The organism is Anaerorhabdus sp., from assembly GCF_036657415.1.
In the GTDB taxonomy this organism is placed as follows: domain Bacteria; phylum Bacillota_I; class Bacilli_A; order Erysipelotrichales; family Erysipelotrichaceae; genus Anaerorhabdus.
Window position 1 is genome coordinate 1 of the sequence record NZ_JAVXGL010000013.1, and the last position, 13,934, is coordinate 13,934.

General features: G+C 32.7%; 15 protein-coding genes. 1 reads left to right on the forward strand and 14 read right to left on the reverse strand.

Going from position 1 to position 13,934, the window contains the following annotated elements:
• The 5 genes from RSB60_RS03135 to RSB60_RS03155 form a co-directional block, all read right to left on the reverse strand.
• Positions 1-638, reverse strand: a 638-nt coding sequence (locus tag RSB60_RS03135; RefSeq protein ID WP_332614500.1) for a dihydroxy-acid dehydratase domain-containing protein, incomplete at its 3' end; no start/stop codon positions are given.
• Between the two features lie 9 nt (positions 639-647).
• Positions 648-1,364 carry a polysaccharide deacetylase family protein gene (locus RSB60_RS03140; protein ID WP_323382125.1) on the reverse strand — a complete coding sequence of 239 codons (717 nt, stop codon included), beginning with the start codon at positions 1,362-1,364 and terminating at the stop codon, positions 648-650.
• Positions 1,357-1,746 carry a hypothetical protein gene (locus RSB60_RS03145; RefSeq protein WP_332614501.1) on the reverse strand — a complete coding sequence of 130 codons (390 nt, stop codon included), beginning with the start codon at positions 1,744-1,746 and terminating at the stop codon, positions 1,357-1,359. Before RSB60_RS03145 ends, RSB60_RS03140 begins: the two co-directional genes overlap by 8 nt.
• A 15-nt stretch (positions 1,747-1,761) precedes the next feature.
• Entirely contained in the window at positions 1,762-2,487 is a 726-nt protein-coding gene (locus RSB60_RS03150) for a polysaccharide deacetylase family protein (RefSeq protein ID WP_323382127.1), read from the reverse strand.
• Positions 2,488-2,545: 58 nt separating this feature from the next.
• Complete coding sequence (locus RSB60_RS03155) at positions 2,546-3,874, reverse strand: ABC transporter substrate-binding protein (protein WP_323382128.1); 1,329 nt, start codon at positions 3,872-3,874, stop codon at positions 2,546-2,548.
• A 143-nt stretch (positions 3,875-4,017) separates the two neighbouring features.
• On the opposite strand from RSB60_RS03155, the gene RSB60_RS03160 reads away from it, so the two are divergent.
• The gene (locus RSB60_RS03160; protein ID WP_323382129.1) at positions 4,018-4,866 is read left to right on the forward strand and encodes a helix-turn-helix domain-containing protein; all 849 of its coding nucleotides are present in this window, start codon (positions 4,018-4,020) and stop codon (positions 4,864-4,866) included.
• Between the two features lie 22 nt (positions 4,867-4,888).
• Here RSB60_RS03160 and dmpG read toward each other — a convergent pair whose 3' ends face one another.
• The 9 genes from dmpG to RSB60_RS03205 form a co-directional block, all read right to left on the reverse strand.
• Positions 4,889-5,881, reverse strand: coding sequence for a 4-hydroxy-2-oxovalerate aldolase (dmpG, locus tag RSB60_RS03165; protein WP_323382130.1), 993 nt, complete (start codon positions 5,879-5,881; stop codon positions 4,889-4,891).
• Positions 5,882-5,883: 2 nt separating this feature from the next.
• Entirely contained in the window at positions 5,884-6,747 is an 864-nt protein-coding gene (locus tag RSB60_RS03170) for an acetaldehyde dehydrogenase (acetylating) (RefSeq protein ID WP_323382131.1), read from the reverse strand.
• Positions 6,740-7,303, reverse strand: a complete 564-nt coding sequence (locus RSB60_RS03175) for a flavodoxin family protein (RefSeq protein WP_332614502.1) — start codon at positions 7,301-7,303, stop codon at positions 6,740-6,742. Before RSB60_RS03175 ends, RSB60_RS03170 begins: the two co-directional genes overlap by 8 nt.
• Before the next feature lie 219 nt (positions 7,304-7,522).
• The gene (locus RSB60_RS03180) at positions 7,523-8,641 is read right to left on the reverse strand and encodes a leucine-rich repeat domain-containing protein (RefSeq protein WP_332614503.1); all 1,119 of its coding nucleotides are present in this window, start codon (positions 8,639-8,641) and stop codon (positions 7,523-7,525) included.
• A gap of 355 nt (positions 8,642-8,996) precedes the next feature.
• The gene (locus RSB60_RS03185; RefSeq protein ID WP_323382135.1) at positions 8,997-9,593 is read right to left on the reverse strand and encodes a recombinase family protein; all 597 of its coding nucleotides are present in this window, start codon (positions 9,591-9,593) and stop codon (positions 8,997-8,999) included.
• Between the two features lie 216 nt (positions 9,594-9,809).
• Entirely contained in the window at positions 9,810-10,946 is a 1,137-nt protein-coding gene (locus RSB60_RS03190) for a PH domain-containing protein (protein WP_323382136.1), read from the reverse strand.
• Between the two features lie 37 nt (positions 10,947-10,983).
• Positions 10,984-12,531, reverse strand: coding sequence for a hypothetical protein (locus tag RSB60_RS03195; protein ID WP_323382137.1), 1,548 nt, complete (start codon positions 12,529-12,531; stop codon positions 10,984-10,986).
• Between the two features lie 39 nt (positions 12,532-12,570).
• Complete coding sequence (locus RSB60_RS03200) at positions 12,571-13,143, reverse strand: NUDIX hydrolase (RefSeq protein ID WP_332614505.1); 573 nt, start codon at positions 13,141-13,143, stop codon at positions 12,571-12,573.
• A complete protein-coding gene (locus tag RSB60_RS03205) occupies positions 13,143-13,916 on the reverse strand; it encodes an NAD kinase (protein ID WP_323382139.1) in 774 nt (257 codons plus the stop codon). Before RSB60_RS03205 ends, RSB60_RS03200 begins: the two co-directional genes overlap by 1 nt.
• Positions 13,917-13,934 lie beyond the last annotated feature (18 nt).

The following is a 13,934-nucleotide window of genomic DNA, read 5'->3' on the forward strand; positions in this document are numbered from 1 at the left end:
AATACCATACCTAGTGCTTCTGCAACGCAACACATTGTGTTTGCAGTGCCATAGAATGAACATGAACCACATGTTGGACCGCAACTATCTTCCAAATCATTTAATTCATCTTCACCGATTTTACCCGCTTTCAACATGCCACATCCTTCAGACATCGATGTTAAGTCCGAAGGTCTTCCATCAAACTCACGACCTCCAAGCATCGGTCCAGCAGGAACAACAATTGCTGGTAAATCTAATCGAGCTGCAGCCATCAATAAACCTGGCACAATCTTATCGCAAGATCCCAATAAAACAATGCCATCTAGCTGATGTGCTTGTACCATTGTTTCAACATCATTCGCAATGCAATCACGGGTTGGTAGAATGTATTTCATTCCTTCATTACCTTGTGCTGTACCATCACATGCGCCGATAATGCCAAACTCAACTGGTGTTCCACCTGCCGCTAGAATTCCACGCTTTACAGCTTCTCCAACATTTTTTAACGAATAACTACCAGGCACAAGTTCACTCCAACTGTTCGCAATACCAATCATTGGTTTTCTCAAATCATTATTTGAAAATCCCATTGATTTATATACCGAACGATTGAAACTGAAGTCTGGTCTTTGTAGTATTTTTTCACTTCTTCTCATTTGAATACCCTACTTTATTTTTTCTAATTTTAGATTACTCATAACATATGTAAAGCCGGATTTTGCTAGATGCTTATGTGCCTTTTTATTGAAACTATATTCTTCTGCATATAACCAACAGAACACTTTTACTTCACGTCCAATTTCATCTTCAAGACGTTTTTTAGCTAATACAATTTCATACTCCATCAAATCATCTGGTGTTGATGTTGTAATTTGATAGTGTGTCCCTGTGTGACAACAAATTTCATGGTCTTTAGCAATTTCTCTTAACTCATCCCATGTCAATGCATAACGACCATCCTCATACATCTTCGGACAAGTAATTGTTAACTCATGTGTTTTTGTGAAATCAAGTTGTTGTGCTACTGGAATGTCCAAGAAGAAACTTGGAATGTAGAACCATGAACGCATTTTATATTTATTTAATATTGGTAATAAAATATCATAATGATTTCTAAATCCTTCAAAGATTCCTAAAATAATTCCTGGCTTGTCATAAGGCCAAACTCTTGTCTCAAAGTATGTATCTAAATCATCCATTGAAACAGGTACAAAATTTTCACTAAAATATTTAATTTCATCTTCAAATCGATCTTTATCAATTAAATTTGTATTGTGATAATTTACAACGCGTAGAAATGAATTATTAACTAAGTAGCGAAACATTTCTAATGTTCTTTTATCTTTACAAATTGTTTTTAAAAATTCTTCCGGTCTACTCATGATTCACCTTTTTATCTAAATGTTTTCTGATTACATCACGATATTGCACTGTTTCACCATTTTCTTTTTGATGAAAGTACATTTCAGCTACAGCACTCATTGCAGGTGCAATTGCTGGATAATTTCCTAATTTTTCTTTGCTTTGTTTTGCATATAAACTTTCAAATACCATTGCGCCTAAAGCCATTGTAATGTTGAAATCACTTTCCATTTTAGCGCCTTCATAAACAACGTCACGATCTGCCGTTAAATCATCTAATCCAATAATTGCTGGAATACCTTCATCCGCTGTTACACGTTTATCACAATATTCCATAACATCTTCATATTTTGAAAAATCTTCACCGTAAATTTCTTTTAAAACATCAATCATATCTTTCATCTAGGTACCTCTTCTTTATTTAATTTTTTCTATTTTTAAATTACTAACTACGTATTTATATCCTGCTTCTTCTAAATACTTATGTGCCCAAGCACTATGTGCATAATCTTCTCCAGCTAACCAACAGAAGACATCACATGACTTGCCTGTAACTTGTTCAAGTTTTCTTTTTGCATCTACAATTTCATGTCGAAGCTCTTCTTCTGTTGCATTTGGTTTTAATTCATAATGCGTTCCTGTGTGGCAACATATTACATGTTTTTCACTTAGTTTTTTGATTTCTTCTTCATTCATCGCAACGCGTCCATCTTCGTATCCATGAACTGTTGAAATTCTTAAACGATGATTGTGGCAGAAATCAATTTGATCTTTTGCTGGAATATCCATGAAGAAACTTGGTATATAGAACCATCCAACAAAATTATACTTATCAAGAATTTTTGCATAAGTATCTATATGACTTCGATATCCTTCAAAGATGGCAGGAATACATCCTGGTTTAGTAAAGGGCCACTTCTTTGTTTTAAAGAAGTTATCGAGATCTTCAATTGTTACTGGGTGAAAGTTTTCACTGAAATATTTTATCTCCGTTTCAAATCGCTCACTGTTAATCGCATCTGTGTTATGGTAGTTTATGACACGAATCATTGAGTTATTGACTAAAAATCTAAACATTTCCAGTGTTCTTTTATCTTTTGTGATTGTTTTTAAAAATAATTCACTACTATTTTTCTCTATCATATGTACCTCTTATAAAACAAGGAGGAATGATGACTCATTCCTCCGAATTTCTGTTCTATTAGCGACTTAAATTCTCTTGAATCATCGCATTACCTTCATCTTCGACGGCTTTTAGGAATGCATCTATGTCTCCATCAACCATTAATTGATTTAGTTTTTCTCTTATAATTGTGTATATTAATGTACTTGATGTTTGCATATAAGCTCCATCTTCTTCAGCAAATGGAAGAATCTCTTTTGCGATAACGATTGCTTTATTTACATCTCCTACATTTGGATCATATTCTAAATCAGCTAATGAATCGCTACGTGCTGGAATTGCTCCTGTTACGTATGCCCATTCACCAGTTTCTTCAGCACTTGTCATGAATTTCATGAATGCCCATGCCGCTTCTTTGTTTTTGCTCTTTTCAGTTACTGTGTAGCCCCAGCCACCAGTACCGATACTAATTGGATCTGCTCCTTCAACCCAAGCTGGCATATTGAATACTTGAAGATTTACACCTTCCATATCAATTGCGAATGATCCAGCATACCAAGGAGCTCCTACTGTCATAACAGCTGCACCTTGAGTGAATTGTGTATAACGAGGTTCACCATCGAAACATACTGCTTCTGGTCCTTGGCTATATTTTAATAATGTTTCTGCTGCTTTTTTAGCTTCTGGAGTTACAAAGTGTACTTGCATATTAGCTTCATCACGGTAATCTCCTCCGTATTGAAGAATTAATGATAAGAAGTTTGCTTCCCATTGTGCATAAGTGTAAGCTAGTCCACCACGAATGATTCCACCATTTGTATCTTTAACCACTAATTGATTTGCGAAATCTAATAATTCTTTGAAATCTTTAGGTCCGTTGTTTTCAACCCAACCTTCAGGAAGTGAAATTCCTTCTTTTTCAAGAATATCCATATTTACATAAAGTAATGGAGATTCAACATTGATTTCTGATGGTATTGCATAATATTTGCCATCATACATTTTGTTCTTTAATGCTGCTTCGTAATAAACTGATTCAAGCTCTGATTTTGTAATTACATCTTCTGGAACTTCAACAACTTTTCCTGCTTTAGCCCAGTCAACAACTGATTGCCATGTTTGTATTACATCTGGTTCTTCACCTGCGGAGAAAGCTTGGTTTACCTTGTCTGCAAATTCAGGGAAATATTCAACCTTCACATTTACATCTGGGTAAGCTTCTTTAAAACGTTCTAATGCTGGTCCAAAATAGTTTAACCAAGGTTCTGTTTGTTGCGTCCAGAATACTAGGTCACCATCGATGACTCCATCGCCATCTGTCCAAGTTGCCTTTTTCTCACCACACCCTGCAAGAAGCGTTGAGAAAGCTACAACTATGGCTAACAAACCAATAATTTTCTTTTTCATTTTTTCCTCCTATTATTGAATACTTGTTTCTTGTGCCTTCATAATAGCATGATGATATGATTTATTATAATGTTATTTTTTTATATTATTATTCTATTTTGTCCAATATTGGTGTAAACTGTCCTTGGGGAGGATTTATAACGATGAACGAAAATTTCTACATAAATACCCAAACAATCAAAGAAAGAACAATAATAAAAACAAAGTCTTTTGATTTTTCTGTCGTCTATATTAATAGTGGAACAGGCAAATATATACAAAATCAAACGATTGATATCTTTCTTCCACATTCCATTTTTTTACTCTCGAAAGAGACTGAATTATCAATTACTCCTACCACTAAAATTGTTTGTACAATAACAGAAATACACTTTAAATCAAATTTACTGGAAGATCGTAAAACATTTTCACAAGCAATTCAATTTCTTCAACCCTTCGCTGATAAGATTAATTACTGTACATGCCTAACTCTTTCAAGTGCGAATAATCATGGTATTTATCCTTTCCTAGATATCATCGCGAATGAATATCAGGATATTAAACCATTATCTTTATTTATCATTCAAAATACCTTAGCTTCATTAATTGTCTACATCGCAAGAATTTATAATTTAACGACATTTGAAGATGAAACTAAGAAAGTTACTACCAAAGCAAATTTAATTGAACACGTAAAAACTACAATTGAGAATAATTATAGTCAACAAATATCACTAGATACCATAGCAAAACAGTATTATGTAAATCCCAGTTATTTAAGTCACTGTTTCAAAAAGAAGGTTGGTATTTCATTAACTGATTTCTTAATTACCACGAGAATCAATCAAGCAAAGCTATTATTACTTGATACGGAAGAACTAATTATTGATATCGCAAGTTCATGTGGTTTTAATACCATCGCTCACTTTAATACTTGTTTTAAAAAGTTGGAGCATGTCACCCCAACTGAGTTTAGAAATAAATATAAAATTCGAAGTAGAACTTTTCTATAAAAAACAAGCCCTAAGGCTTGTTTTATTTATTAGCAAGATGGTATGCTACATCGACAATCATATCTTCTTGTCCACCTACCATTTTTCTTTTTCCTAATTCCTCTAAGATATCTACAACTGTAATACCATATGTATCTGCAGCACGTTTAGCATGTAATAAGAAACTTGAATAAACACCTGCATAACCAAGCATTAGTGCAGCCGCATCAATTTGTTGAGGACGTTGAAGAAGTGGACGTACAATATCTTCTGATGCTACTAATAATTTCTTGAAATCTAGTTTGTTTTCAATATTTAAACGATTTAAAACAGCACTTAATACTTCTAACTGACAGTTACCAGCACCTGCACCAAGTCCACAACACGTTGCATCAATATAATCAACACCACTTTCAATTGCAGTGATTGAATTTGCAATCGCTAAACCTAAGTTATTGTGTGCATGAAATCCTACTGGTACATGACATGCTGCTTTAACAGCTTCAATTCTTTCTTTAACTTCATTCGGTGTTAAGTGTCCTGCTGAATCTGCTAGATTGATATAATCAACACCATTTTCTTCAAATATCTTTGCTTGTTCAACTATTTTTTCTGGCGATGCCATATGCACCATCATTAAAAACCCAACCGTAAACATTCCTTTTTCTTTAGCATATTTTATGTGTTCAATTGCTACATCTGCTTCCGTAACGTGTGTTGCGATTCTTACAACTCTAGCACCTGCTTCATATGCTTTTTCTAAATCTACAATTGTACCAATTCCTGGTAAAAGTAACACTCCGATTTGGGCATTCTTCACAACTTCACTTGCTGCTTTTACAAGTTCTAATTCATCTGTTGTCGAAAATCCATAATTAATTGATGAACCTGCTAAACCATCACCATGGCTTATTTCAATAATATCTACGCCTGCTTCATCAAGTGCTGCTGCAACACTTCTTACTTGTTCTACTGTATAACTATGACTTACTGCATGACTACCATCACGCAATGTCGTATCAACTACTTTCAACATCTTTATTTACCAAACCTTTCTTTCGCAATCTTTTCTGCAACCTCAATTGCTGCAGAATTGATAATATCTAAATTACCTGAATATGTTGGTAAAAAGTCTCCTGCACCTTCTACTTCAACAATTACTGTTACTTTATTGCCCGAAATCATTGGTTCAGTTCTTAAACGATAACCAGGTACATATTTTTGAATTTGTTTAACAATATCATGTACAGAGGCTGTAATTTTTTCCAAATCCGGATTTTTTACAATTGAATAAATTGTATTAGTCATAATAATTGGAGGCTCTGCAGGATTTAAAATAATAATCGCTTTCCCTTTTTTAGCTCCACCAATTTTTTCCAACGCATTTGATGTCGTTTCAGTAAATTCATCAATGTTTGCTCTTGTACCAGGTCCTGCACTCTTTGAAGAAATACAAGATACAATTTCAGTGTATTCACTTTCTGCTGCACGATGTATAGCATAGGCAATAGGTACCGTAGCTTGTCCACCACATGTAACCATATTAAAATTATCTTCATCTGTTAATTGATCTAAATTTACACATGGAACAACATAAGAACCTACTGCAGCAGGTGTCATATCAAGTACAATTTTATTTGCTGCTTTTAATAAAGGGGCATTTTTCATATGTGCCTTCGCACTTGTCGCATCAAAGACAATTTTGATTTCATCGTCTTTAATAATATCTTCAATACCATTCAATGATGTTTCAAACCCAAGGCTTTGCGCTCTTTTGATTCCTTCAGATTCTACAATACCCACCATCATTTTCATTTCTAAGTAATCATTCTTCATTACTTTATACATTAAGTCTGTCCCGATGTTACCTGGACCGATTATTGCAACTTTAACTTTATTCATCTTTTCTCCTCAATTTTTCGCCAATCTCTTCTATTGCCATTAAATCATTCTCTTTTGATATAAAATCATCATTAAATTTACAATTTGAAACACCATAAAAAGCAAGTTCTTCCCACTTCATATGTTCAATAAAAATTTCATTAATAAATGTTTTTAACAAATTAAATGAACTGCCATCACCAGCAGCTGTTGCTAAAACTATGAATTTCTTCTTTGGATAATCATAGTTGTATTTTTTACCTATTGCATGGAACCGATCAATCAACAATTTCATCGTTCCACTAAAGAAACTAAAATAAATTGGTGAAGCAAATACAATACAATCACTTTGCATTATCTCATCTAAGATTTCATTCAGCCCATCTTCTTGAACACAAAATTTATCTTTTAGATAAACACATGCATTGCAGTCTTTACATGGATTTATTTGAACTTCGCAAAGATTGATACACTTGATATCATGATTACCCTTCTTCAGCCCACATAAAAACGCATCAACGATTCTTTTTGTATTTCCTTTGTTTTTTTCACCACTCACAAGTACAAGTATTCTCATTTTGTCTACCATAAACATTGAAATTGTAGCATATTATCATAATCTATTATATTTGTATTTATCTATATTATTATCTTATTTTTAGAATTTATACCTAATTCACCTTTTTATGCACATAAAATAAGCAGTAGCTATCAATTGATAACTACTACTTAACAAGAAGGGCACTATAATTATATTCAGCTAACTTTTATATTTGAATATCAAGATAAATATTTTTTATAAATCTTCAATCCCATTGATTTCTTCAATTTTAAAAATTAATGAAATCATATTACATCCATTACTTTTTACTCGATTGTTTCCTATATAATAATCAAAAATTACATTGAATTTATCTTTTGTGTCCGCTTTAATATAGTTTTCTTTCCCATTGCTCAAATCAATAATAATTTCATTGCTTTCCTTACAAAGAATCGCTTCGTCAGAATTTTCTCTAATTGCCCAAATTAAATCACTAATATTGTCAGTTTGAATATCAGAATGTATTTGTGAAAGACTTATAATAATTTTATTATTTTCTAATCTGCACTTTGATAAATTTTTGTTATCAATTGCCCGGCTTTGTATCCATATAATACAGTTTCCTAACGTATCCACACTTTTGGGAATTGATAATTCACACAGTGAATTTGATGAAAAGGCATATCCTTCAATTTTTTTTAAATGTTCTGGTAGTGTTACTTTTTTAAGTCGATTATTGGCAAATGCATGATCACCAATAGTTGTAACTGTATCGCTAAATTCTATTGCCCTTAGTAGACAGTCATAAAACATATAAGAAGGTATATATTTTACTAACTTTGTAAATACAGCCTTTTCAATCATATTATTTTGGAAGACTTTGCCATTTCCTTTTAATTCTAAATTACTTCTAACTTCTACATTACTAATTAAATTATTTTTAAAGGCATATTCTCCAATGATTCTTAATGTTGCTGGCAATATTAAATCACCTGAAATTAAACAACTTTCAAACACACCACTACCAATGCTATAAATTGATGTGGGTAGTTTCAATGTTTTGATTCGATTCTTATAGAAAGCATATTCTCCAATAACACTGACTCCACTCCCAAAATCAATATACTCTATCAAATTATTCGCAAAGGCATACGATTCAATTTCTTCGACTGTTCTTGGAATTGAAACCATCGTAATACGTTTCGCAAAAAATGCTTTATCACCAATCTTCGTAACAGCTATTCCTTTTATTACCGGGGGAATATCTACACTAAAACCTCCAATTAACTCATTGTAGTCTTTTATTGTCCCCGTTTTGCTATCGAATTTAAATGCCTTTTCGTCTGTGTATTCTTTTTTTCTACCATAACTCATCTGCATATACGCTCAAGTTCTTATAAATACGTAATATTCTAAGTCTTATTCTATCTATACGTTTATTCTTACTTGAGACCTCTCCCTTTAATTTCACCTTTAAATGCTTACTATTTTCTAAAATATACTTTCTTTTATTTGCTATCAAAAAGTACACTTTTTGATAGCAAATAAAACCAAAAAAAAAGTATATAAAATACATTTTAAGTGTTAAAAAATTATTATTTTTATGTAATTTATTCAGTAATTCCTAGTAAATTGACACAGTATACTATTTTCATTATAATAATAGTGTAAATGCATACTTTTTCAAAAAGTGTAGTTAATGATAATTTCACTCATAAACACGTCTATTCTAGATGTGTTTTATTTTTTTTATTCTTCTATATAATGTCGCTTCTGACATTCCTGATTTCTTCTTCAATTCTTTGAATGAAATCTTTCCTTCTTTCCATAAAAGAATGTCTTCTGCTAAATTCTTGGGATCTTTAAGTCGTGGTCGCCCAAATTTCACACCTCTACTTTTTGCAGATCGTATGCCCTCCGCCTGTCTAGATTTTATATTTTCTCTTTCGTTTTCGGCGACAAAAGAAAGCAATTGTAATACTAGATCACTAATAAAGTGTTGTATTAAATCTTGATTTTCGCCTCTATTCAAGATTGGCATATCTATAACATGAATTTGAACCTTCAATTCTTTTGTCAAGAATCTCCACTGTTCCATGATTTCTTGATAATTTCTACCTAATCGATCAATGCTTTTTATAACTATAACATCTTTTGGTTTCAAGCAGCGAACCATTTTTTTATATGCTGGTCGATCAAAGTCTGCACCACTTTGTTTATCAATAAAAATTTTACTAATCTCTAATCCTGATTGAATCAATTCATCGAGTTGTCGATTTTCGTTTTGACTTTTAGAAGAGACTCGGACATATGCAACGTTCTTCATTTTTCCCTCCTCTCATTTATTATATTATCTATAAAACCAATTTATTTTACTTTTGTTAGCAATGCTGATTATATTTGGAATTTCCAATTTTCAGCACCTGTATAGTACACTTGTTTACTTATGATTTCCATTTATATAATCTATTCCCTAATTTCATTAAAAAAAACGCCCCTATAGTTGTTAAAATCTTCTACTATAAGAGGTGTTTTCATTTTGTTATACTTTTTTACTAGTAGCTAATTTCATCTTTAAGCGTGCAATTTCATCCGCAAATCGTTGAATTCTTGCCCCAACTTTTAGACAAGTATCATTATCCATACCTATACTTAATGTTCCACTAGCTGTATGAACACGTAACACACCTTCTATTGTACCTTTTTTAACAGATACTTTTTCAATCTTAGAAAGTGATATAGCTTGAACTGTTTGCCCGTTAAATCCTTTTCTTGCAAAGATAAGACGTTTTGTAGTTATAGCATAACCATAATATCCTTCATTTGCACCCGTTTTCAATGAGAAGTTGTTACCCATAAAACAAATTAATACTTTTTCATCTGGTTTTAGTGAAGCAAGAATTAAATTGAAACAAGACTTAATTAAATTATCATCTGCGCCTTGGCCATAACCATGTTGAATAGCGTATTCAAGCATAGCTTCAGGACTATTTAATAACTCAATTCTCTTTTCTTTCTTAGGTTCTTCCACTTCTTCAAAGATTGTGAATTTTCCTGCTGCAGTTTTATGATCATCAACATATTGTGGTTGAGCAATTGGCGCTTTAGTAATTGGTTTTGCCATTGGTCTTTCAATTGGTTCTTGAACTCTTTGTTTTTTAGGAAGTGGTGGAAGTTCTTCGTCTTCCTCATCTTCCTCATCTTCATCTTCCTCTTCAACAAGAAAGAGTGATTTAAGCTTACTTTCTTTCTTTGGTTTTTGCTTCTTAATAGGTTTCACTACTTCTGGCTCATCTTCAATTTCTTCTTCATCATATTTTGAAGCATATTTATCTCTATTCAAATTGGATAACACAATGAAAATGATAAAAAATACAAGAACTACCCCTACATTAATTAAAATCCAATATTTCATTTGTGAAGTAAAGATATCTAAGAAAACGGTAATAATTACTAGAACCGCCCGATAAGAAACTCCTAATCGAAGATTTAATGCTTTAAGTATTGAATCTAATAGTGGAGAAACGAGTACAGCGCATGAAAATGCCATTGTTGCCCCTACATAAGAATTAGTTCCACCTAAACAAATAAAGACACCAATTGCAATACATGCAAATGAACACAGATAACGAATCACAACGGATACTATAGGTAGAATGCTGTTGGTTTTTTCACTCATTGAAAGCCTCCTCGTAATATCTTAATTATTTGATAATTTAAGCTGAACGTTGTACAGCTCTTAATTGTTTTTCAATTCCACGTTTAATCATTGTAGAGCCTGAACCAAAATCAATTGAGTAACCCGCTCTAGTTTCTACAATTCTTGTAGCACCTAATTCTGACAACATGGATAATTTTAAGTTGGAATTATCGAATACTTGGATAGTAAGACGGTTAATTGATGCATGAAGCATTTTGATATTCGCAGTACCACCCATTGCTTCAATGGTTGTATCCACATAGCGCCTAGATGATCCACTATTGAATAAATCTAATGCCAAGTATTTAAAATAGATACGTGTCACTAGGAAATAAATAAGGAAACTTGCTACTCCAACAATCAAAATTGTATAGATAACATGACTATAGTTCGCATTACGTGCAAAGTTTAAAAATTCAAATAAATTACCCGGCAGTGCAACTGTTACATTTCCGGTATAACTAAATCCCAGCGCAACTTTCGCCGCCTGGAATAAACCAAACAACATACCCGTATACATGATATGAAACACAAACAAGAGTGGACATATAAGAATTAATGCAATTTCTAATGGCAATAACGTTCCCATTAGTATTGATACTAGTGTTGCTAGTATGAAAAATAAGCGAATTCTTCTTTTTTCCATCTTATCTGTATAGATTGAATAAACAGCCCAAATTAAACCAGGTACCGCAAACATATTCAAAACATAGTAAGGAGTAATGAAACGACCTGCAGTACTTGGAACTAAATTCTGTGCAACCATTGTTGTCCAAATAGATACATCTCCAACAACACTTTCACCTACCATATTAATCCAAGAACCACCTAAGCTTCCATACCAAAATGGCTGACGAATAAAACTTCCAAGACCAAACACCGATAAGACACGATCCATAACCCCATAAACGAAGATATTAATTGGATTTGATATATCACTCGCAATAAATGCTGATATTTGATCTAAACTTTGAAATAAGTAACTCCAAGCTAAACTTACAAGGAAAGCTGCCGCAATTGCATAAACGAAATTCAACAACATCCCCCAAGTATCACGATCCACAAAGGCAAACAATCCATAAGAAGATTTACTTCTCGATTGTTGATATGCTAAACGTGTGGTTATTGTAATAATGATAACACCGACCAATCCTGTTTGAATTGGATAATGTATTTTACCTGCAAAAGCTGTTAATTGTGAAGATGGCAAGGAAATACCAAACAATGACGAAAATGCTGTTTGTGGTAATGTTTCACCTGCAAAAAATATTGTGAAGATAATAAAGGTAAAATACCCTAGTAAACCTATTAATATCGTCACAATTCCATTACTTTTTCTTGACACTAAACGCAGGAAGAAAAAGAATGGAAAATAAATCACAAGAAATATCCCAATTCTTGTAATTGCTTCCGCAAACATGATGACATATTGATTATTTATTGTCCAATATGGATTAAACACTGGATTTGTCAGTAAGTTTCCTATCCCTAGTAATAGAATCGCAAGAAAAAGCATTTTTAATGGTTGTTGTAAGACTTCGAAAAATGAATGCCATCTCTTCATACGATCACCTCGGAAATTATCATACCATTTTTATAGTTTCTATTCAATGTGCTCATAAGCACCCATCCTAATGCGTTTAATTATTTTTTCATATACACTTATCATGATTTCTTCACTAACCCAAAGTTCAATTTCATCAAAATCTATCCATTTTAAGGCACTATTCTCATCTTCTTTGATTGATAATTTATCATTTTCATCAGCTTCAAACAAATATGTAAGATTATAATGGCGATGTTCTTTCACCAATTGTTCATTTTTCACATGCTCTTGAACGGGTAAATCGTCCAATGAAATGAGATTTGAAATGCGTTTGACAGAAGATAAACCGGTTTCTTCCAAAACTTCTTTTTCCGCTACATGTTTAGAATCAGCATCTCCATCATTATGTCCACCAGTCCAAGAATACGATTGATAAATATTATGGAAAGCCATGAGAACCTTATTATGTTCTTTATTTACCACAAACCCAGTGCTTGTTAAATGTCCATCCAAACATTCACGATACAATACATTGGGATGTTTCATACAAAATGCAATGATTGTTTCCTTTGCGATTTTTTCTTCCTTATCAAAAGGTGTGTAATCTTCAATTTCTTTCAACCATTCCATTAAAATAAACTCCTTAATCTTTCAATATAAGAAACTTCACGATACCTTGCCATCTTCACACTTTTTTTACTAAGTTGACATATTACTTCATGTGCACCATCAAGTGATTGACTATCTGAGTCCGTACATAAAAGTGCCCCACTTAAATCTTCTGCTACCAGTTTCACGATTGAATCTTCTTTTAATACAATAGGTGATCCAAGTGATTGAAATTCACGATGATGAATTCCTGCTATCTCTGCAATTTGAATAACGGGTAATCCTTCTTGAATAACCGCTCCTTGAACAGAACGATTATAAGCAGTAGACCCAATTTGCGTACAAACACAAATGCCCGTTCCACGGTAGGTTTCAAGCTTTTTATCATTGACATAGATATCTAGTAATTGTGTACGACGACTATTCTCAACTCGCATTTCATTCAATGCATAGACTTTCATTTTTGAATTATCAATTGTAATTTCAAGTAATTGTGATTCGACAACTTTAACTTCTTTTGTCATTACATCTTCAATACATTGTTCAATCTCATCATTACGGTAATCGGTAAAGAAACCAAGTGTTCCTGCATGTATTCCTATGAAATGTGTCTTATCTAAATTATTTAAATAGTGATGTACTGCATACAAAAAGGTACCATCACCACCTACTGTAAAACATAGATCTGGATTCGTTTCATCCCATATTAATTTATTTTCTAATTTTTCTTTTAATAACGCAGCCACTTTTTTTGAGTTTTCCTCTGGGCGAGTAACTATAGTAAATGTCTTCATGATATCACGTCCTTATGT

Bases quoted from the DNA above. Each gene is read 5' to 3' on its own strand.
- RSB60_RS03180 (WP_332614503.1), bottom strand. From the start codon at position 8,641: ATGAGTTATGGTAGAAAAAAAGAATACACAGACGAAAAGGCATTTAAA.
- RSB60_RS03175 (WP_332614502.1), bottom strand. From the start codon at position 7,303: ATGAGAATACTTGTACTTGTGAGTGGTGAAAAAAACAAAGGAAATACA.
- RSB60_RS03200 (WP_332614505.1), bottom strand. From the start codon at position 13,143: ATGGAATGGTTGAAAGAAATTGAAGATTACACACCTTTTGATAAGGAA.
- RSB60_RS03140 (WP_323382125.1), bottom strand. From the start codon at position 1,364: ATGAGTAGACCGGAAGAATTTTTAAAAACAATTTGTAAAGATAAAAGA.
- RSB60_RS03150 (WP_323382127.1), bottom strand. From the start codon at position 2,487: ATGATAGAGAAAAATAGTAGTGAATTATTTTTAAAAACAATCACAAAA.
- RSB60_RS03160 (WP_323382129.1), top strand. From the start codon at position 4,018: ATGAACGAAAATTTCTACATAAATACCCAAACAATCAAAGAAAGAACA.
- RSB60_RS03185 (WP_323382135.1), bottom strand. From the start codon at position 9,593: ATGAAGAACGTTGCATATGTCCGAGTCTCTTCTAAAAGTCAAAACGAA.
- RSB60_RS03205 (WP_323382139.1), bottom strand. From the start codon at position 13,916: ATGAAGACATTTACTATAGTTACTCGCCCAGAGGAAAACTCAAAAAAA.
- dmpG (WP_323382130.1), bottom strand. From the start codon at position 5,881: ATGTTGAAAGTAGTTGATACGACATTGCGTGATGGTAGTCATGCAGTA.
- RSB60_RS03145 (WP_332614501.1), bottom strand. From the start codon at position 1,746: ATGAAAGATATGATTGATGTTTTAAAAGAAATTTACGGTGAAGATTTT.
- RSB60_RS03155 (WP_323382128.1), bottom strand. From the start codon at position 3,874: ATGAAAAAGAAAATTATTGGTTTGTTAGCCATAGTTGTAGCTTTCTCA.
- RSB60_RS03190 (WP_323382136.1), bottom strand. From the start codon at position 10,946: ATGAGTGAAAAAACCAACAGCATTCTACCTATAGTATCCGTTGTGATT.
- RSB60_RS03195 (WP_323382137.1), bottom strand. From the start codon at position 12,531: ATGAAGAGATGGCATTCATTTTTCGAAGTCTTACAACAACCATTAAAA.
- RSB60_RS03170 (WP_323382131.1), bottom strand. From the start codon at position 6,747: ATGAATAAAGTTAAAGTTGCAATAATCGGTCCAGGTAACATCGGGACA.